General features: G+C 59.6%; 10 protein-coding genes. 6 read left to right on the top strand and 4 right to left on the bottom strand.

The window, feature by feature from the left end:
• Window positions 1-33: 33 nt before the first annotated feature.
• Window positions 34-387, bottom strand: a complete 354-nt coding sequence (locus LCU97_RS11150; protein WP_053146897.1) for a DUF6124 family protein — start codon at window positions 385-387, stop codon at window positions 34-36.
• Between the two features lie 451 nt (window positions 388-838).
• Between LCU97_RS11150 and LCU97_RS11145 the strand changes: the two genes are divergently transcribed.
• The gene (locus tag LCU97_RS11145) at window positions 839-1252 is read left to right on the top strand and encodes a hypothetical protein (protein ID WP_232776399.1); all 414 of its coding nucleotides are present in this window, start codon (window positions 839-841) and stop codon (window positions 1250-1252) included.
• A gap of 126 nt (window positions 1253-1378) precedes the next feature.
• Here the strand turns inward: LCU97_RS11145 and LCU97_RS11140 are convergent, their stop codons facing one another.
• The 3 genes from LCU97_RS11140 to LCU97_RS11130 all read right to left on the bottom strand — a co-directional run bounded on the left by LCU97_RS11140 (window position 1379) and on the right by LCU97_RS11130 (window position 3056).
• Window positions 1379-1909 (bottom strand): RICIN domain-containing protein, encoded by a 531-nt coding sequence (locus LCU97_RS11140; RefSeq protein ID WP_082339635.1) that lies wholly within the window; start codon window positions 1907-1909, stop codon window positions 1379-1381.
• Between the two features lie 530 nt (window positions 1910-2439).
• Window positions 2440-2730, bottom strand: coding sequence for a hypothetical protein (locus LCU97_RS11135; protein WP_232776398.1), 291 nt, complete (start codon window positions 2728-2730; stop codon window positions 2440-2442).
• Window positions 2731-2840: 110 nt separating this feature from the next.
• Window positions 2841-3056: a hypothetical protein gene (locus LCU97_RS11130; protein WP_232776397.1), complete on the bottom strand. Its 216-nt coding sequence runs from the start codon at window positions 3054-3056 to the stop codon at window positions 2841-2843.
• A gap of 382 nt (window positions 3057-3438) precedes the next feature.
• Between LCU97_RS11130 and LCU97_RS11125 the strand changes: the two genes are divergently transcribed.
• The 5 genes from LCU97_RS11125 to LCU97_RS11105 all read left to right on the top strand — a co-directional run bounded on the left by LCU97_RS11125 (window position 3439) and on the right by LCU97_RS11105 (window position 20357).
• Entirely contained in the window at window positions 3439-5448 is a 2010-nt protein-coding gene (locus tag LCU97_RS11125) for a hypothetical protein (RefSeq protein WP_232776395.1), read from the top strand.
• A gap of 915 nt (window positions 5449-6363) precedes the next feature.
• A complete protein-coding gene (locus LCU97_RS11120; protein ID WP_232776394.1) occupies window positions 6364-8514 on the top strand; it encodes a hypothetical protein in 2151 nt (716 codons plus the stop codon).
• 14 nt (window positions 8515-8528) lie between these two features.
• The gene (locus LCU97_RS11115; protein ID WP_232776392.1) at window positions 8529-12116 is read left to right on the top strand and encodes a Tc toxin subunit A; all 3588 of its coding nucleotides are present in this window, start codon (window positions 8529-8531) and stop codon (window positions 12114-12116) included.
• 67 nt (window positions 12117-12183) lie between these two features.
• Complete coding sequence (locus tag LCU97_RS11110; RefSeq protein WP_232776390.1) at window positions 12184-16305, top strand: Tc toxin subunit A-related protein; 4122 nt, start codon at window positions 12184-12186, stop codon at window positions 16303-16305.
• Entirely contained in the window at window positions 16302-20357 is a 4056-nt protein-coding gene (locus tag LCU97_RS11105; RefSeq protein ID WP_232776388.1) for a hypothetical protein, read from the top strand. The genes LCU97_RS11110 and LCU97_RS11105 overlap by 4 nt, the downstream gene beginning before the upstream one ends.
• Window position 20358 lies beyond the last annotated feature (1 nt).

Genomic DNA, 20358 nt, shown 5'->3' with positions numbered 1-20358 from the left:
CTTTGTATCTGAGCGATGGCCGTCGACTCGTCTTTAGCGCTGAACCTTCCCTTCGCTATCCAGCAACCGCTCCAGCAACAACACCCCCATCTCACCCATCTGGTGAATCGCCAGCGCCATATTGCGCGGGGCGCCTTCCAGATCTTCCGACAAATCCAGCAGCAATGTGCTCACCGAGCAGAAGGTTTCGTAGCTGTGCACCAGCAACCCTTCGGGGTCGGCATCGGGCGCGACGATGAAGTAATCCAGGTGCCTTTCGGGCTTGGCTGGCGTGTCGGGCTTGAGGTAGTGGTCCAGGGCTTTTTTGGCGGCTTTGTCGAGTTTTCTGGCGTCGAGGGGTTTGGAGAGCGGGTTGGTTTTTGGGGGATTGGGTGTGGGTTTGATCATCATCGTTTTTCCATGATTGAGGCTGCCACCCGGTTCGCGACTAAACGAGGGGTGGCGGCTGGACGCAGGTTAGTCGACCGGTGGAAAAACGAAGCCCGGCGCGCCCGAGGGCGCCCTGCGAACAGCCACCATCAAGTGCGGGGATAGGGTTACCCGACTGGATGACGCTTGTGCACATCGTTCTACACCACCGGGCGACTAAACCCGACCGCTGATTATCAGCGGCGCAAATCAAGTTACGGGGCAAGGCCAAGGCGCACAAGCCGGCGGATTCTGGCGGATCTGTAGTCCGTTGCGCAAGGCGGTGTAGTCAGTTGGTTATGGCCTTACATTTCGGCCATTTGTCGGCACTGTCAAAGTCGACAGGTGTGCGGAAAGAAATTTCTGTCATTTACTGGATTCCTGCGACCAGTGTTGCTAATCGGATTCTATTTGAGATACCGAGGTGATTATGGACAGTAATGAAAGGGGTACCCAGATTACAGTTACGGCAAAAAAAGACGGGGTGGAGGCAGAGTTAAAGCTAGAGTATTTTTGGTTGGATAATGGCAAGTTTATGGTGTCTACAATCAGTTATACAGCATACGATAATAAGCGCTCGAAGGGTAATATAAAGTTGGGCCTCGTATCCAAAGGAAATACGGGTTGGAAAGAGCTTACGAAAAATGGTGTTCAAGATGGTAAGTGGCATACGCTTGAGGCTGACGTTGTTGTCGAGGGAAATGGCAAAACTGCAGATATACATTTCAACTGGGTGTATGACCAGCAATGGCCGAGACCTGAAATAAATATGACGGGAATGAAGACAGTGTCCCATCCATCTGCTGCCACAACGCCCCCCAGCGAAGTCGATGCTACCGAATGAGCAGTAGGCAGCGTTACGCATAGCTTGCCGGCGATGTATTTGATTTTGTTATCGCCAGCAAGCGCTTGCACCTGTAAACTCCCGTATCGAGTACCGTAATGTCAGCTGTCATAAGTGTGGTACCGGTCAAAGATCTTTTACATACGCCAGTTTGAATTTCTGGTTGGCTGACCCCCCATAAGGATAAACGATGATATTGGTGTTGTTCGATGTGCCGCCGCCTCTTACATCCAGCATGCCGTAGTTCCATTGATTCTCTAAATAAACATAACCATTTCCCGCGTCATGCAGAAGCCAGAGTTGACTACTTCGCCAGTTGTTGGTCGAGGCAATTGCATTTCCATCATCATCGTAATAAGTAGACATTCCCAGGGACAGGTTGTTATGTCCGTTTGTGATCAAGTAAACGGACAAGTCGCGTGTTATTTGTATGGAATAGAATTTCCAGGTGGATTCGGCGGCGCTGTTGTTGCTGTACAGCTTGACATTGTGGGTGTAGGCGCTGCTTTCAGTCAGGGACATATCGACAATCATGGAGTTACTCAGGCCGCTATGTATCTTATAGACGGCGTTTGGAACGCTCACGATCACGCGGGGGGCGCCATCAGTTGTCTGGCCAGAGGCTTGGGGATTATCAAGTGTCGGTTCATTTTGCATGGTAATTTCTCCCAACTATTAGGGGCGGCGGCGTTGTATTGACGTCAAGGCCCCGGAAACCCGCAAGTTGATGGGTAGGGTGCACAGCGCTTACAGAGCCGTCTACTGTCAGGAATGACAGGTTCTTAGATCAGTTTCGATCGTGAGCAATGCTTCAGGCATCGAAATGGAATGGATGAGACAAGCCTGTCGTTCTTGTCGTCTAGGCCGTCATTGTTCGTCTCGGCATTGCCGCTTGTCGGCACTGTCATAACTAACAGGTGCCAGAGAGCGCCGTGTCATCATTTACTTCTCATGAATACTCCTGGCGATGTTGCCAGCCGAAACGTCTTTCCAGATGAGGAAAAGTCATGGGCAGTGAGGGTGACGCCGAAGACAGCCTATTTGCGGGCTCGTCAGGCACGAAGGACGAAGGTATCACTGCCGTTGGCGATAGCGGTGAAGTCAGTGAGAACCGTGCAAACCTCACAATAAGAGCGACTGAGTCAGGTCATAGCGAGTGGGCAGACCTTGAAGTGGAATATACCTGGTCAACCGACGGAAGGTCCCTCAGTGTGAAGACATTGCGATACCGAGCGCAAAGTAATGGTCGTAATAAGGGGAACATCAAGCTGAAACTTGTTTCCAAAAGCGATACGGGATGGGATCAACTTTTGAATGATGGTGCCATTCAAGATGGTCAATGGCATTCTTTTATTCACACCCGTTCCGTAGAGGGTGATATTAAAGGCGCTTTCATACATTTCAATTTTGTTTACGACAGGAAAAATGACGGCGATCTCAATATGACAGGCAACGTCACTGTCTTGTATCGGCCACATGCTCCCTACATTACAAATCAGTCGAATGATATTCCAGATACTTCTCTTACTGTCACGGGGACGGGCGGGATGTCCGGCCTTGGCACCCTTATAGTTTATGACGTCAGGAACTACTCCTCTCTGGGGCTTGCCACGATCGAGAGTAATGGCAACTGGAAAACAGCGTTCGACATGCCGAGCGGATCGAGCACGTTGACGTTCTTCGCCATCCAGTGGAGAGGCGCGACGGGGGCCGATTCGAACCAGGTCACCGTCAAGGTGGTTCCGATGACGCTCAGGATACCCACGGCGGAGTCCGTCGTGCGCGCCGACCAGCTGGTATTCAAAGGAGACGGCGCTCCTGGCGTGCAGGTATGGACGGTCGTTCCTCTCGTGGGGCGCGAACTGTCCGAAACTGTCACGGTAAGAACGGATAAAACCTGGGAGGCCCAGGGTAAGCCATTGACCAGTGGACGTCACACCGCCCAGGTTGCCTATCGAGTGGGGAGCGGCCCCGTTAAGTATGCCCAGGAGCACCGCTCTTTTATCGTTCTGGACAAACTGACTATTACCTCGCCTTCAGCCTCGTCCTCCCAAGACATGAGCTTCACGCTACAGGGAACCGGTGGGATGGAGGGGGCTACCGTCGATGTCCGACTTGACTGGAATGAGACCCGCGTGGGTGGAGGGACGGTTGGGGCAGGGGGAGCCTGGAGCGCTGCGATTCGTATGCCAACGGCAGGCCCCACTTCATTGGTGGCCGAGCAGACCTATCGAGGCGTCACCTCGCAACGCAGCATCGCCCGAGCCTTCAAGATCAAACCTCCGAAACTGACCAATATTCAAGTGACCTACCCCAGCCCCGGCGTAGTGAGGTTTTCAGGGACGGGGTACGAAAACGGTACCCGGGTGGAGATTTTTATCGCCAATGGCGCCCTTCAGATTTTCACCAATGTGGTTGACCGCTCATGGTCCGTCGACTGGCCCGATCAACCGCCTGGACCCGCGCTTCAGATGAATGCCCAGCAAGGCGTAACCGATGGTGGCGGCTGGATTTACTCTGATCGCAGCGACAATTTCACCGTCACCATCCCTGTCCCGATTCCCACCCTTACGGTGGACGTCGGCCCCGACCGTAAACCGGCATTCTCCGGCACCGGCCACAGTTGGACGGGCCAGCCGGCCGCGCGGATCGAGGTGCGGCGGGTCGGGGAGTCGACGCCTGCCGCGCCCCTTGCCACTGTCGGCAACAACACCTGGTCAACCGTCGCGACCGACGCCTGGAACCCAGGAAGTTATTCCGTCGAGGCTCGACAACTGTTCGACGACATCCCGTCCGAACCCACCCAACCCCGATCCTTCGTCATCCGCGCCCCGGTGCCCACGGTGGAATTCCGTCACGACGGCTTGACGCCGCACTTTTCCGGCACCTGTCTGGACGGTGGACAGGTGCAGCTGTGGTTCGACGGCGACCCGGATTCGCCTTATGACGCGGTGATGAGCGGCACCACTTGGACGTTCACCCGAGCAGAACCGTTCATGCCGGGCGCGTATACCGCCAGGGTGAAACAGTCCTTCGGCGGCCAGACTTCCGACGAGGTGCCCCAGCCGTTCGATATCGTCGTGTTGAAACCGGTCATCACTTCACCCATCAATGAAGATGTGGATCACAACCCCATCATCCGGGGCACCGGTGGCATTCCTGGGGCGACGATGCGGGTGCATGAATTCGTGACGGAAAAGCTGCTCGACGAAGCCCCGGTCACGGAAAACGAATGGTCGGTGCCCATTCGGGAAGACCTTTTATTTGGCGATCACAAGGTTTACGCCATCCAGCAGTATGGCCAGTTTCCTTCCGAGAAAAGCGAACCGGTCAGCTTCAAGGTCATCCTGTTCCCGCCCACCATCGAGTATCCCCAGCCGGGCGATGTCATGGCCCGCGTCTCGATCATCGACGGCTATGCCCGCAAAGCGTCCGGGGTGGACACGGCGACGGTCGAGTTGTGGCTCGACGGCGCGGACGAGCCGCTGGCCACGGTGCGGGCCAGGGGCGTCGATGGCTACTGGTCCTATGAAACCCACTTGCCGGTGGGCGACTACACGGTGCGGGCCAGACAGGTCTTCCAGGGTAAGTACTCCGATTTCGGTCCCGACCACGAATTCACCGCCGTGCCGGCCATTCCGCTCATCGAGTCGCCGGCGCTGCAACAACACCTTGGCGCGACGGCCACGATCTCCGGCCATGGTTATGTCGGCGATTGGGTGGAGGTGGCCTGGAGCGACGCGCCCGACACGCTGTTGGGCCGGGCGCAGGTACAAGCGAACCGCACCTGGTCGATCCCCCTGGACATCACCCGCCCGGCCGGTAGCCATTCATTGATGGTGCAACAGGAATGCGAAGGCTATCGCTCCGGCTGGAGCGCTGCTCACGAGGTGTTGTTGCTGTCTCCGGCACCGACGTTCACGACCCCCGAGGCCGGTCGCTGGTTTGCAGGCCAGGTGCGTTTCGAAGGCACCGGCGAGGCTGGCAAAGGCGTGGACGTGTCCCACTGGTTCGATGCCCGGCAGTTGATCGCACGGGACCGTCCGGTGTCCGGCGGCGCCTGGACCGGCTCGCCCGAAGGGCCATTGGCGCCAGGTTCGCATTGGGTGAGGGCTCGGCAGAGTGGGACGGACTGGGGTGATAGCCCGCGTTTCGAAGTGGTCCAAGTTGATGAAAGTCCGGACGATACTACTTAGAAAAGTGCTACCTATAATTACGTCGGTTGTTTATAGACTGTGGGTTAATGTGAATATTGCCATTCGTCGTCACTGTCAGAACTAACAGGTGGCAAGCAGACCGTTTTGTTATTCACTGGACCCAAGCGGCTTTCTGAAGGTGCACCGCCCCGTCCGCAATAATTTTTTATGCATGATTGATTATTGAGTTTCTTAGAAGCTTAACGTGCTGATATTGGCACGGATAAAAATGTCAGTTGTTGGCGTAGCGATTTGCATAAGGCAAGCCAACCACTGGGGAGATGAGTCATGGAGTTTGATGATGACGAAAAAGATGAATCAGGTGAAGCATCAAAGGATATTACTAGCAATTTGATTGAAATTACATTGCCCGAGCACGGGTATGTACCTGCGACGTTCAACGTGTCGGGAGTCAATGCTATACCGAGATCCTATCCCGTGACTGTCTGGCGAGCTCACCAAACCACCTATTTAGGTTCCGGCCCCGTTAATGAAGATGGAACTTGGAAGGTGAGTGTCACCATGCCAAGTGGGGTAGAAAGCATGGAGATATATGCCAATCAGCCTGACAACCGTAACCCAGATAGCTACAGAAGGGTCCATAGGTTTCTTACAACACTGATAAAGCCTGTTTCGAATACCATAGTGCGCGCCAATGAAGTTGTTTTCGGGGGGGAACGGTTTCCAGACACCAAAATTTGGGTATATGAGGGTAGGCTTTTGCTGGCTTACCTAGAAGACGTAATGCCAGAGAGGACATGGGAAATCAGACCAACTGAGGTGCTGTCCAACGGCGTTCACTTGGTGAAAGCTATATATAAAGTAGGGGACCTAACTGGAAATAGCGTTACGCCTGAAGTATCGTTTACCGTCGTAGGCCAGTTGGTTATAAACCCCGTCTCAGCTATCCAGGAGATGCATTTCAATTTAACCGGAACCAACGGCATGGCGGGTGCCACCATCGATGTGAAGATCGATTGGAGCGACATCAGCGTCGGCACAGGAAATATAATGGCGGACGGTGCCTGGAGTGCCACCATTCATATGCCGACAGCAGGCCCTACGTCGCTGATAGCCGAGCAGACTTACCAAGGCGTCACTTCGCAACGCAGCATCGCCCGAGCCTTCAAGATCAAACCCCCGAAACTGACCAGTATCCAAGTGACCTACCCCAGCCCCGGCGTAGTGAGGTTTTCGGGGACCGGTTATGAAAACGGTACCCGGGTGGAGATTTTTATCGCCAATGGCGCCCTTCAGATTTTCACCAATGTGGTTGACCGCTCATGGTCCGTCGACTGGCCCGATCAACCGCCTGGACCCGCGCTTCAGATGAATGCCCAGCAAGGCGTAACCGATGGTGGCGGCTGGATTTACTCTGATCGCAGCGACAATTTCACCGTCACCATCCCTGTCCCGATTCCCACCCTTACGGTGGACGTCGGCCCCGACCGTAAACCGGCATTCTCCGGCACCGGCCACAGTTGGACGGGCCAGCCGGCCGCGCGGATCGAGGTGCGGCGGGTCGGGGAGTCGACGCCTGCCGCGCCCCTTGCCACTGTCAGCAACAACACCTGGTCAACCGTCGCGACCGACGCCTGGAACCCAGGAAGTTATTCCGTCGAGGCTCGACAACTGTTCGACGACATCCCGTCCGAACCCACCCAACCCCGATCCTTCGTCATCCGCGCCCCGGTGCCCACGGTGGAATTCCGTCACGACGGCTTGACGCCGCACTTTTCCGGCACCTGTCTGGACGGTGGACAGGTGCAGCTGTGGTTCGACGGCGACCCGGATTCGCCTTATGACGCGGTGATGAGCGGCACCACCTGGACGTTCACCCGAGCAGAACCGTTCATGCCGGGCACGTATACCGCCAGGGTGAAACAGTCCTTCGGCGGCCAGACTTCCGACGAGGTGCCCCAGCCGTTCGATATCGTCGTGTTGAAACCGGTCATCACTTCACCCATCAATGAAGACGTGGATCACAACCCCATCATCCGGGGCACCGGTGGCATTCCTGGGGCGACGATGCGGGTGCATGAATTCGTGACGGAAAAGCTGCTCGACGAAGCCCCGGTCACGGAAAACGAATGGTCGGTGCCGATTCTGGAGGATCTCTCGTTCGGCGATCATAAGATTTACGCCGTCCAGCAGTATGGCCAGTTTCCTTCCGAGAAAAGCGAACCGGTCAGCTTCAAGGTCATCCTGTTCCCGCCCACCATCGAGTATCCCCAGCCGGGCGATGCCATGGCCCGCGTCTCGATCATCGACGGCTATGCCCGCAAAGCGTCCGGGGTGGACACGGCGACGGTCGAGTTGTGGCTCGACGGCGCGGACGAGCCGCTGGCCACGGTGCGGGCCAGGGGCGTCGATGGCTACTGGTCCTATGAAACCCACTTGCCGGTGGGCGACTACACGGTGCGGGCCAGACAGGTCTTCCAGGGCAAGTACTCCGATTTCGGTCCCGATCACGAATTCACCGCCGTGCCGGCCATTCCGCTCATCGAGTCGCCGGCGCTGCAACAACACCTTGGCGCGACGGCCACGATCTCCGGCCATGGTTATGTCGGCGATTGGGTGGAGGTGGCCTGGAGCGACGCGCCCGACACGCTGTTGGGCCGGGCGCAGGTACAAGCGAATCGCACCTGGTCGATCCCCCTGGACATCACCCGCCCGGCCGGTAGCCATTCATTGATGGTGCAACAGGAATGCGAAGGCTATCGCTCCGGCTGGAGCGCTGCTCACGAGGTGTTGTTGCTGTCTCCGGCACCGACGTTCACGACCCCCGAGGCCGGTCGCTGGTTTGCAGGCCAGGTGCGTTTCGAAGGCACCGGCGAGGCTGGTAAAGGCGTGGACGTGTCCCACTGGTTCGATGCCCGGCAGTTGATCGCACGGGACCGTCCGGTGAGCGGCGGCGCCTGGACGGGCTCGCCCGAAGAGCCGTTGGCCCCCGGTTCGCACTGGGCGAGGGCGCGGCAGAGTGGGACGGGCTGGGGCGACAGCCCGCGTTTTGAAGTGGCCCAGGTAGAGGAAAGCCCCACGGCTCGTGCCGTTTCCAATCTTTAAAGCGGAGCACTGTGATGAAAGATTCTCCGGCTCGAATCGCCAGTCGTTTCTGCGAACAACTGCTGGCTGGGCGACAGTCCGAACCACTGTCCGACCTTGAGCAGTATTTTGCAGCGGGTGGTTCGGTCTGTGCGTTGGCACGCAAAGGCGTGGCCGGGCTGATGAGCGAGTACGAGTTGGAACGCGAAGACGCCGAGGCGCTCGCCTTGCGTCTCAACGGGCTGGCGACGAGGGTGCTCAGGAGCTTCATCGAGGACCAACTGACCCGCCACGAGCCGCTGCCCTCACACCTGCGCCAAGGCTTGCTGGCGTTGGTTGACGGACCCACTTATGAAGGGCTGTTCAAACCCAATTTCGGCAATAAATGCCCATCGGACGCAATCGAAGCCATCCATTCACCGGTGGCCTACGCGGTGTGGCTCAAGCACTGGTCGCAACGGCGCCTCGTGCCGTCGGAAGCCAACGACGCCTATGCGCTGACCTTGCGGCGCAAGGACCTGGACCTGCTGCGCATCGATCCGGTGACGACCCACCGCGTGGTGTCGTCGGTCGAGGTGGTCAGCGCCGTGTTGGAGAAATCCATCGCGGACTCCCTCGGCGGGGGCGGCAACCTGGACGAGAAACTGAGCCGGCGACGTTATCCCAACGGGCTGCCTTACCATCATCCCTGGACCACGCTGGATGAGTTGACCCGGGACCTGGAGATCTCTCTGGGCACGGTGGTGCGCTGGTGCGATCCGGCATTTCCCTATTTCCTGCGCTCGCTGCCCTGGGGAGACACCAGCGGCCACGCACTCACCCAGGCGGCCCGGCTGAGTCCGGCCTTGCGACAGCTCATGCTGGAGGCATCGCCTTTCCCGGGGGGCGATCAGGAAAGCTATTTCAAGGAAAATTTCGCGGCGCGCACGGATATTGAATCGCAAAACCTGAACCAGACGTTCTTTTTCAACCAGCGGACCCAGCTGACTCAATCCGGACTGGAAGCGTTGCTCTCCGTCGAATCGTTTGCCCCCACCCTGTCCGAGCATGCGCTGATGCTCGATGCCCGGTTCACGCCCGGGCATTCGGGTTCGGTGTTCGTCAACAATGGGCTGGCAGAGCCGTCGATGTTCATCAGGTATGGCGGCGACGAAACGACCAACAGGATCATCAAGCTTATTTCCGAAGAAGGTATCTACACAACCGACAGGATCGATCGTCTCAACCGCAAGATCCGCTTGGACAAAGCACTGCGGCTGCCCAGCCACGAAACCGATGCGCTGCTGAGCGCGATCATCGGTGCCGAATTGAATGCCGCTGCGTTGGGCAGTGGTTCGTCGCAAACGCAACCGCCGGATTATTGGATGACGGACAGTACCGTCCGGGCATTGGGGCTGTTCCGGATGCTCCAGGAGAATTATCAGTGCACGGCAGAGGCGTTCGCGGTCTTCGTGGGCGATATTTCGGTGTTCGGTCGTGGCAGCGAGCTTTCGCAATTCGACCGGGTGTTCAACCGCGACACACTCTCGACCCCTGCGTTGCTGATGGACGACGGTGCGTTCGCACTGGTGCCGGAAACCGAAGCCGATGCGTTGACGGTGGCACAGATTTGCGGCGGCCTGAACATCGACCTGGCCACCTATTTCAACCTGGCCCCGCTGATCGCCAACGCCCAGGAGCTGACCGAACTCAAACGCAGCCTGTCGGTATTGTCCAGTTTCTACCGCATGGCCAGGTTGCCGCAGCTATTGGGGATCGCGCCGAATGTGGCGGTGGAAATTCTCAAGCGGTTGAGTGGAGAGTCAGGGTTCGGTGCGTTGCTTGGCCAGCCGGTGATCAGCGCGGACGGCCAGGCAGCGGACGTCCTGGCGGCGATTCAACGCCTGGAAGGTTGGGTTCGTTGGTGCGCCGACAATAAACTGGACGTGGCCTGGACCGTTGAGCACACCCAGTCCGTGTCCGCTCCCACCGAGCCTTCCCAGGCACAGATCCGGCTCTTCGATCAGATCCGTTCGCAGCTTGCGCCCGCGTTGTTTACCGAGGCCGCGCTGCGGATGGCCGGTGTCGCGCCATTGTCCAACGACCGGCAATGGACCCAGCAGTTGTACGAGCTGGCCGATCTGCACGGGCTGGTAATCCACCGCAACGACTCCGCCGATCTGCCTTACGAGGACTATGCGCGGGAAATGGTCGAGCGCATTGTGCGGCAAGTGATCGATCGGGACGATCCACAGACCGTCGAGCAGATCGTCGGCGTATTGCTGAGCAGCCGCGCCAGCCAGCGTAGCGTGGTCCAGGAAAGCCTGGGCGTGTACGGCGAGCTGTCTTCCCCCTTGGCGTTACCAGTGCTGACCTGGTCAGGCAGTACGGTCCATGAGGTGCTTTCCTACGTAGCGGGCGGTCCGACGACGGTCGAATCGACCAGGGATGATCGGCGGGACGACGAGTCTGGCGATCCTTTCCTGGGCATGCTGGTGGGTTTCAGCTACCGCAGCGACGTGGTGAAAACCCTCAAGCTGAGCGCGGAATTCCTGGCGCTTTACCTTGCCATCGGTGACGGTGTCGAGCCGGTGCCCGCCAACGCGCCCTTCACGCCAAGCGCGTTGTACTACCTGACGGTCTACAACCGTGCCGTGGCCCTCAGCCAGAAACCCGAGTCGCAGTTGCTCGATTACCTGCAGGTGGTCAACGGACTGCCCAATGACTTGTCCGGCGACGGGCTGAGGCTGGTGCAGGCCCACGCCGCCGAGCTGCTGGCCGAGCTTTTCGACTGGAGCGCCGAGGAAGTGCGTGCCTGCGCCGACCGGGTCAATCCCGGGCAAGGTTACATCCGCAGCTTGCAGCACCTGGACCTGTTCACGCGCCTGCGTGGGTTTTCGCAGCAGAGCACATTGGACGCGTCGACGATCCTGAAGATGGGCCTGTTGCCTCCGGATGCGTCCTTCAGTGCCTACCAGGCCCTGGCCGATCAGGTTACCGCTCAGTTGGCCGATCCCCAGCGGACGTCACCCCTGTACGGCCTTCATGCCGCCGGTGATCGGGTCGAGGTTCAAACCACGATAGATCGCACCGAGCTGGTCGCCAACAGCAATCAAACGGTGCAACTGACCCTCAAGGTCACCTTGGCAGGGGTGGCGCAGAAGAACGTGAATATCTACTGGACATCCAGGTCGTGCCGTATCGATCCGCCGAAGTCCACGACCACTGATCAGGGTGAGGCCATCGTCACCGTGCATGCCGGCACCACGATGGGACGCGACCTGATCAGCTACCGGCTCGACGCTCGGGAGCCACAGCCGGCGGTGACGATCACCCTGGGGAACGATCCTTCCACGTTCGAGTTTGCCAGCGTGGAGGGTGATTTCGTTGTCACAAAGGAAAAAGTCGGCACCGACGTTACTTTGCGGGCGCACTTGCACGACCGCTACGGCAACCCGGTTGCCCATGAGCCGGTGAGCTGGGAGCTCGAACCGCTTTACGACATCCCTGTCCTGGGCACCACCAACGCCGAGGGGATAACCGACGTGACGTTCACCAGCACGGCACCGCTTAAGGTCGACGCACCGATAGTCAGGAGGGATGACCTGAGCCTGCTGTTTATGCCCGTCGAATTCATCTCATGAAGCACGCTTCTCCAGCACCACGGTACTCGTTGCCTTGACGAGTGCCCCCCACTCACAGGAGAGGGCAATGGCCACGCAAAACATCACCCGGGCGACCGCCCTGCGCCGCGATGCGTTGATCGAATGTGCCTTGGGTATCAAGCAGATCGAAGACCAGGACGACAACAAGGGATACCCGACGATTCAAACCGCGGACGATCTGCTGGAGTGGCTGCGCACCGACCCACTGGATAACCATCAGGTCAAGACCACCTGGGTCGCCGAAGCGGTCAGCTGTTTCCAGCAGTACATCCATGCCGTCTACCAGAAGCTCGAACCGGGCTATACCCAGCGGGAATTCGACAGCAAGGACCTGAAAGACTGGGACATCGCCAGCCAATACCCGCTTTGGGCTGCCAGCCAATTGCTCAAGTGCATGCCCGAGGACTACATCACCCCTTATGCGCGCATCCGCAAGACCAGCCTGTTCAGGGCGCTGGAAAACAACCTCAACCAGACCCGGCTGACGACCGATTCCGTGCAATCGGGTATCCAGCAGTACCTGCGTGCCTTCGAAGAGGTGTGCAACCTGGATGTGCTCAACGGCTATGTCGACGGTGCCGATGCCCGTCGTGCCGACTATTACTTGGTGGGCCGGGAGCGAATCGCGCCCTATCGTTATTTCTGGCGCAAGGCCGACGTCCAGCTGGACGCCGACACCCAGGCGATCAATCCGGCGGCCTGGAGCGAATGGCAACCCGTCGATATTCCCGCCGATGTGCAAGTGCTCGACAACCGGCTGGTCTTCTGGGGAGGGCGCTTGTGCATGGTCTGGGCCGAGTGGCGCCAGGCGCTGTTCGATGGCGACGGTGGTTTGCAAAAGCCCTATGAGCTTGAGCTGAAGGTGGCCTTCATCACGCTGGACGGCAAGTGGTCGCCGCCGATACGGCTGAACCTGTCGGAGTTCGACAAGGACGTCAGCCCGAACTGCCGGCTGGTGGCGGTGATGCTGCGCGATGATGTGGACCCGTTGTACCCCAAGGGGCGGTTGGCGGTGCATTTGACCAATGCGGTGACCCCTCCGGTGTTCTTGGGGTCACGATCCGGTCCGGTGGACATCTATGAAACGCGCGACGCGCTGTTTCGCAAAGTGGGCGACGAAAAGCCGATCATGGATCACTTGGCCATGGTTCGCTTCTCCAATCCATCAACGCTTCAGCAGCGAGTGGGGGCCGCGGGATTTTCCAGAATGACAGAAACGGTATCGGTGGGCGCGAATCCGCTGGTAGAAAAATTCACGCTCAAAACAGTGGTGACAACGAGCGCAGGCAAACAACAACTGCGTTTCCAACCGCACTGTGCCCTTCTGGTGCCCGGGAGGGAAGGCGAATCGAAGGCTTTCACGATATCGGTGCAATTCCCCTCGGGTGGTGACCCGCCATCCGCTACCGAGTCGCATTCCGACAACGGCGGCTGGTCATTTGCTTGGAATAAATATGAGCGCGATAGTTTTGCCGGTTTGACCGCGACATTCATCCTGGAAGGTCCGACGGGCTTTGGTAGCAAGACCTTCGTGCTGGAGCTCAAGGGCCTGCCTGTCGAACCTCGCCTGCCCTCGGTGCACAAGACCAACGCACGGGGAGCCCAATTCCTGCACCTCAACGACCCGGCCCTGACCCTCAAGTACGCTCGCCTGAATACCCTGATCGGTGCTGAGCTGGTGACGCGCGCCAATGTGTCGACCGATGCCGTACTCGATTGGGACACCCAGTTTCCCGACGAGCCTCCACTGCCCGACGGAGCGGCCGAGCCCAATGGACCTTTCGACGGGGCCAACGGGCTGTTTTTCTGGGAGCTGTTCTTTCATCTGCCCCACTTGGTGGCGACGCGGCTCAAGGATGAAGAGCGTTTTGTCGAAGCCCAGCAATGGTTGCATTTCATCTTCGATCCCCAGGCGCCCGCCGATGCGGATGCCGGCAGGGCGAATCCGAAGCCGCGCTATTGGCGTTGCCGACCGCTGAATGTGTCCAGTGCCGAAGGCGACGTGGGATGCGAAGCCGACAGTCCGACCGATCCCGACGCGATAGCGTACTCGACGCCCCGGCATTACCAGATACTGATCTTCCTCGATTATGTTGCCAACCTCGTGGCGTGGGGTGACTGGCTCTATCGGCAACTGACACGGGACAGCCTGGCGGCGGCGAAGATGCAATACCTGCGAGCCAAGAACCTGATGGGCGCCGCACCCGACATGCAGACCCTCAGCCAGTGGACGCCCGCCACGCTGGCGGAACTGGTGGAGGAACTGGAAGACAGTGCCGCACTCAAGGCATTCGAGCAGGCGCTGGTGCTGGAGTCGGGATCGCTGCCGGTCAGGACCCGTTTTTTCGAAGACCCCGGCGTCATCGGCACCGGACGTTTCCGCCTGCCGGTCAGCCAGCGGCTGGTGCAGCTGTATGAGTTACCGGCCCAGCGCCTGTACAACCTGCGCAATAACCTGACCATCGACGGTAAACCGCTCTCCATCGAAATGTTCAGCACGATCAACCCTTCGGATTTGCTCAACAACCTGGCGGCCGGCGGTGGCGGTCCCGTACGTCCCTTGGGCGGTCCCTTGCGGGTTGCGGCGTTTCGCTGGCGCCCGCTGTTCGATACCGCCATCCGGGCCACCCAGTACTTGCAGGATTGCGGCAATCAGGTGATGCGCCTGCTGGAGGAGCAGGACCGGGGCGAGCAGGAGCTGTTGCAGCAGCGCCACCTGACCGAGCTGAGTACCTTCGTCAGGACGGTGCAGGAAGAAAACCTCGCTCAATTGCGCGACACCCTGGCGGCCCTGCACAGCAGTCGCACCTTGACCGAGGAGCGGCAAACCCATTTCGCGAGACTGTATGTCGAGAACATTTCCAACAGTGAATACCAGGTCATGGCGGCTCTCGACACCACTAAACTGCTGACGTCGCTGAGTACTGCCATGCAAATGGCCGGTGCGGTCGTCGACGCCTTTCCCAATGTGTTCGGCCTGGCTAACGGCGGGCACCAGCCGGGTAGCCTGCCGAGAGCCGTCGGTTATGGATTCCAGGTCGCGGCCGAGGTCGTGCGCAACGATGCCGAGAAGGATGCCACCTCAGAAAGCTATCGGCGGCGCCGTCAGGACTGGGGATTGGTTCGCGATCAGGCCACCGCGGAGCTGGCGATGATCAATGAACAGATCAAGGCCCAGGAACATGCGGTCTATGCCGCCGAGGCCAGTCTGGACCAGACCCTCAGGATGAATGCGCAGAATCAGGCGCTCTATGATTTCCTGCTCACCCGCGCCACCCGTGTCGAGCTGTACCGCTGGTATCTGGGGCAATGCAAGACCCTGCACTATCAGGCCTATGATCAAGTCGTCAGCCTGTGCTTGAGTGCCCAAAGCGCACTGCAACTGGAAACCGCCGAGTTCGATCTCACCCACATACGCACCGATGCGTGGCTGGACAATTATTACGGCCTGACCGCCGGAGACGCGTTGCGCCTCGATCTGTTGCGCATGGAAGCCGATTACCTGCTGCGGTACGAGCGACGCCTGGAAATGGTCAAGACCATATCCCTGCGCCGATTGTTCGATGACGGTATCGATTCAGAGTCGGATTACCCGAACTGGGCCGAAGCGCGAGATGACTTGATAAACACCGGCACCCTGAATTTCCGACTGTCCCAACTGCTGTTCGATCGCGATTACCACAACCACTACTGCCGCCAGATCAGCGCCGTGGATGTCACGTTGCCGACCCTGCTCGGCCCTTATGAAAACATCTGTGCAACGCTGACGCAGGTCGGCAGCGCCACGGCGATCAAGCCCTCCCTCGAGTCGCTGGACTACCTGTACGGGGCCAGTTCCCTGCCACCGGCCGATGTGCTGCTCAATATCAGCAGCGGTGAACAGATGGCCATTTCCATCGGCCTGGACGATTTTGGCGCAGCGGCGCTGAAACCCGATGAGGGCTTGCGAAATACGTTCGAGAACACTGGCGCGGTGTCCCGTTGGACGCTGTCCTTCCCCTGGTTCGATGGCGAGCAGCACCGGCAGAAGAGGCAACTGGAGGCCCTGAACGACGTCATCGTGAAGGTGCGCTACACGGCCAAGGTGGGGGGGGCGGCGTTTTCCCGGTATGTCCAGGACAAAGTGAGAGCAGCCAACCTTTCAGCGCTCCAGAGGTTGCAACGATGAACAGAGAACCTGTCAACACCAGGACCAATATCCTCCTCAACGGGCATTTCGACCTGGGTTTTTCCCACTGGGAGAGCGCCGGTGCGCCAGGATACAACTACAGCCGCAAGCAAGGCGAATGGGAAGGGCAGCCCATCTTCTACATGTCTCTTTACAAAGGTTCGGGGATTACCCAGACAGTGCCTGCGCCGGCCCCGCAATCAGCCGGGGCGCGCTACCGTTTGAGTTTTCTTTACGACAACCGCCATGCAGATCCGGGGGTTTTCATCCTGCGCCGGCGCGGAACTGAAGACCAGCTGGAAATACCGTTGCCTGCAACGGGGAACCGGGGGGGGCCTGAAGCCCAGGCATTGAGCCTCACACCCATCACGGCGTCGATCGAGTTCGATGTCGAGGGCGAGGATCTTTTCGAGTTCGTCATCCTCAGCCCGGCTCAAGCCTCGACGACCGTGGACCTGATTGTCGCCCGGATCGATTTGCACCTTGAGCTGGAGCCGCTGGTGCTGGCGCGCATCGTCAATGATGGCCAGGCGTTCACCCCGACCGGGGAGCCCTTGCTTTACCTGTGTCATGGAGCGACCGGCAGCAAGCGCCACCAAGTGTCCTTCCAACCCGCGCCGGACAGCCCCTGGACCGGCACCGACGCCTTGTTGTGGAGCCAGGACAACCCGCTGGAGGCGGTGGTGATTTCGCCCGAATGGGGAGAGAACCAAACGATCGAAACGGCGTGGCAGGTGGATTGCCCTGAACCGGTCTCGGATGACACCCAGCAGTTCAACCTGTCCATCTACAGCAAGTACCATGCGGAGGTTTATCCGGTTGCCGTTTCGCCCGGGCATCATCGACTCGTGGTCGAAACCATTCTGGACCCGGCTTACCAACCGGTGGTCGAGTACGCTCAATCGGTCAGACTGGGCGTCCGGGTGAAGTCTTATTACCTGGACCTGCCGATGCGCGAGCGCGAAGTGACCTGGCTGTTGGGCGAGGACGTGCTTGCCGTCGACAAGACCGACGAAGGCGGCGAGGCGTGGTTCGATTTCACCCCCGAGCGCGATGGCACGCTCGCGGTGAAGGCCCGGGTCGAGAGCCCGTTCTATGCACAGGGCAACACGGCACACACCTTCAATGTCAAGGCTCATGCCACGGACCCGTTGAAGACGGCACGAGTCAAATTCCCCAACATGGACGCGGCGCCGTGGGGGGAGAACACCGGTTATCCCGACCGTGGTGCGTCGTATCGGCTGGAGGTTTCTTTCGCCGCCGACAGCCCGTTGCTCAACCGTCATGTCTGGTTGGCCTGGGAAGGCAACCCCCCCGAGGACATGGGCGTGACGGTCCAGCCGGCCTTGATGCAGCCGGTTCCGGTTACCAGCACCCCTTTGGTCTGGCGCCTCGATTGCCAGGACCTGACCGATGGCCAGTTCAATTTGCGGTTGGGGAGCGCCGATTTGTTGAGGCCGACCGTGGTCAATCCCATGTCGCTGGCCCGCCACAGCCTCAAGATTGGCGAGGTGCGTGGGCCCAACCGGGTGCCGGTGGTGGACGAGGGGGATTATGTCTGGTGTATGTTGCGGGTGGTGACCCAGGCAGGTGACCAGCCGGTTGCCGGAGCGCCGGTGGAGTGGGACGCCTCCGGGGGGCTCCAGCGGACCTTCACCGGCGTGGACGGCTGGGCCAGTGTGATCGATCGACCCACGGTGCATGGGGATTACACCCTCGCGGCGCGGGTCAACCCTCGGGAAGGTGCACCGCAGCTCAAGCACGACTTCGAGATCCAGACACTGCCCACCAGCGTCTGGAAGACGGGCAGTTTTACCTTGGATGAAGCAGCGGTCGATCGGGTGGGGGCGGGTGCGGTGTGCCGCATGGGGCAGACGTATGCGTTTCGTCTCGCGGTGGCGTCCGGCAGCCCATTGATCGGCAAGGAGGTTTCCCTGCGCTGGCGTGATCCGGCCGCCGTCCGTTCAATCGTCATCGCCAATATGGAATCCCCGGTCACCCTCACCGCGAGCGGCGCGCAATGGAATGTCGACGCACTGGCGGTCGACACCAGCGGCGTATTTGACCTGCAGGTGATCTCCACGGGGATGGAGCCACGCGACCTGGCGTTTCGTTCGCTGCCCCAGGACCTGTCCACCGAGATCGGGTTGGTCTTCGACCAGGTGCAGAAGCCCTGGGCGGACGATGTCGCGTTGTACCCGTGCATCGGCGCGACCCACGAGCTCACGGTCCAACCGACGAACAACCTCGGAGGCCTGCATGGGCTGCTGCTGGAAACCGTCATGGCGCCGGATTTGCCGCCGCAATGGGTCATCACCCCGTCCTTGGCGCAGCCTGCTCCCATGATGGCGGGTGGCGTTCGCTATCGCTGTGATCTGACGGCAACGACCGAAACCGCGGAGCGTTGGTGGAATGCCACTTTCCGGGATGTCGATGGCTTTACCCAACCGTCGGCCTTCGGGTTCAAGCTGGCCCACAACAAAGTGGTGATCGGTACGCCGTACGACGTGGCGACCGACCCGGTGTTGAGCAAGGGCGAAAGCGCACGGTTGGCCGTGCGATACCTGTCGGCGTTCACCGGCAGGCCGGCAAACGATGTCAGCGTGGAATGGGACGACGGGGAGGTGTCCTTGAGCGCCGTGGACGGTATCGCCCAGCGCAGTTACCAACCGACGAACGCGGGAAGCCAGGAGGTCCAGGCGTCCGTCATCAACCCCTATGATGCGACCCAGATCGAACATACATTTTCGGTGTTTGCCTATCAGGAAGACCCCTGGCTCGATCTGAACGTCAGCGTCGGTACCGGCGCAGAACAGCGCTGGGGCGAGCGTACTTTCTTTCCCCGGCGCGAAGGCCGGTTGGACTTGACACTCTCGGCCCCGCCGGACAGTCCGTTGCTCAACCAGGCGCTGACGCTGGGGCTCGATGGCGCCTATGAATTGGACACGGGATTGTCGTTCGGGCCGGTAGGGCTGGGCGTATCGCGCCCATTGGGCGCTGCCGGCCTGCCGCTCAGTATGTTGGCCGCTGACCGGACCGATGCGGCGTTTTACCTGCAACTGTCCGCTTCGCGCCTGTTGGCCCGCTCGCCGCTGAACGCGTTTTCCCTGGGCAGCCACCTGCCTGTGGATGTCATGGCCGCAACGAACCAGGAGCCGACGGTGGTCGACTGGGGCGAAGGGTTGTTCTTTGAAATCACCTTGACCGATGCGTTGTCCGGCCAACCTGCCCGAAATGTTCAGGTGTCCTGGAACAGCACCGACGAGGCCATGGAGGAGGCAACGACATTCACCGATTTCTACGGTGTAGCGCGTTTCGGTTTCACGGCAACGGCGCCCGGGCCTGGCACCGTGACTGCCCGTGCCGTCGGTGGAACCGAGGTCGTTGAGTTTACCTATTTCGTACATGAGGCCTGTGTGATACAGGAGCTGACCGGTTCGGGCCTGGAGAATGCGCCGGGCGAAGAAATCAGCGCCGAGGCCACGGTGGTCAGTGCCGCCAGCGGCGAGCCGGTAGAGGGGGTACGGGTGCACTGGTTCTACAAGGGCGTTGTGCTCGAGCCGGTCGCCACCGATGCGGCTGGCAAGGCGCGGATCACATTCGAATTACCGCCGAGGATTGGGCGTTATGTCTTGAGTGCATCCGTCAGGGGCGTGCAGGGGTGGGAGGCAGCCCGGTTGGAGTCCAGGGTCACGGGAACACAGGATTCCTGGGTTCAGGAATTCACGCTTCGGCTGGACGAGCGGCCGATCGACATGGACGATCTGGTCAACTGGAAAATGATCATCAAGGATACGGCGCCCAGCACGCTGGAATTGAAAGTCAGGAAAGACAGTAACCTGATTCACGAAACCAGTGTTTCGTTGTATGGCTTCCCTCCTGAAGCCCTCGGGCTGCGGTTTGAGCCAGAGTTGCACGTCCCACGGTCCGTCACCACGGTGCCCTTGTCCTGGTCGATCATTCCACGGGAAGGCGCTTTCGGCGAATTCGAGCTGGAGTTTCGAAGCCCTGACCTGCCGCCTCGCTGGCTACCGTTCAAGGTGGAGCATTGAT

It is taken from the genome of Pseudomonas uvaldensis (assembly GCF_021271205.1).
Lineage (GTDB): Bacteria > Pseudomonadota > Gammaproteobacteria > Pseudomonadales > Pseudomonadaceae > Aquipseudomonas > Aquipseudomonas uvaldensis.
The sequence above is the reverse complement of the archived record's forward strand: the minus strand, read 5'-3'. Positions and strand labels throughout refer to the sequence as shown.

Excerpts from the sequence above, each read along its gene's own strand:
- LCU97_RS11150 (WP_053146897.1), bottom strand. The coding sequence starts at position 387 with ATGATCAAACCCACACCCAATCCCCCAAAAACCAACCCGCTCTCCAAA.
- LCU97_RS11145 (WP_232776399.1), top strand. The coding sequence starts at position 839 with ATGGACAGTAATGAAAGGGGTACCCAGATTACAGTTACGGCAAAAAAA.
- LCU97_RS11140 (WP_082339635.1), bottom strand. The coding sequence starts at position 1,909 with ATGCAAAATGAACCGACACTTGATAATCCCCAAGCCTCTGGCCAGACA.
- LCU97_RS11135 (WP_232776398.1), bottom strand. The coding sequence starts at position 2,730 with ATGTGGCCGATACAAGACAGTGACGTTGCCTGTCATATTGAGATCGCC.
- LCU97_RS11125 (WP_232776395.1), top strand. The coding sequence starts at position 3,439 with ATGCCAACGGCAGGCCCCACTTCATTGGTGGCCGAGCAGACCTATCGA.
- LCU97_RS11120 (WP_232776394.1), top strand. The coding sequence starts at position 6,364 with ATGCATTTCAATTTAACCGGAACCAACGGCATGGCGGGTGCCACCATC.
- LCU97_RS11115 (WP_232776392.1), top strand. The coding sequence starts at position 8,529 with ATGAAAGATTCTCCGGCTCGAATCGCCAGTCGTTTCTGCGAACAACTG.
- LCU97_RS11110 (WP_232776390.1), top strand. The coding sequence starts at position 12,184 with ATGGCCACGCAAAACATCACCCGGGCGACCGCCCTGCGCCGCGATGCG.
- LCU97_RS11105 (WP_232776388.1), top strand. The coding sequence starts at position 16,302 with ATGAACAGAGAACCTGTCAACACCAGGACCAATATCCTCCTCAACGGG.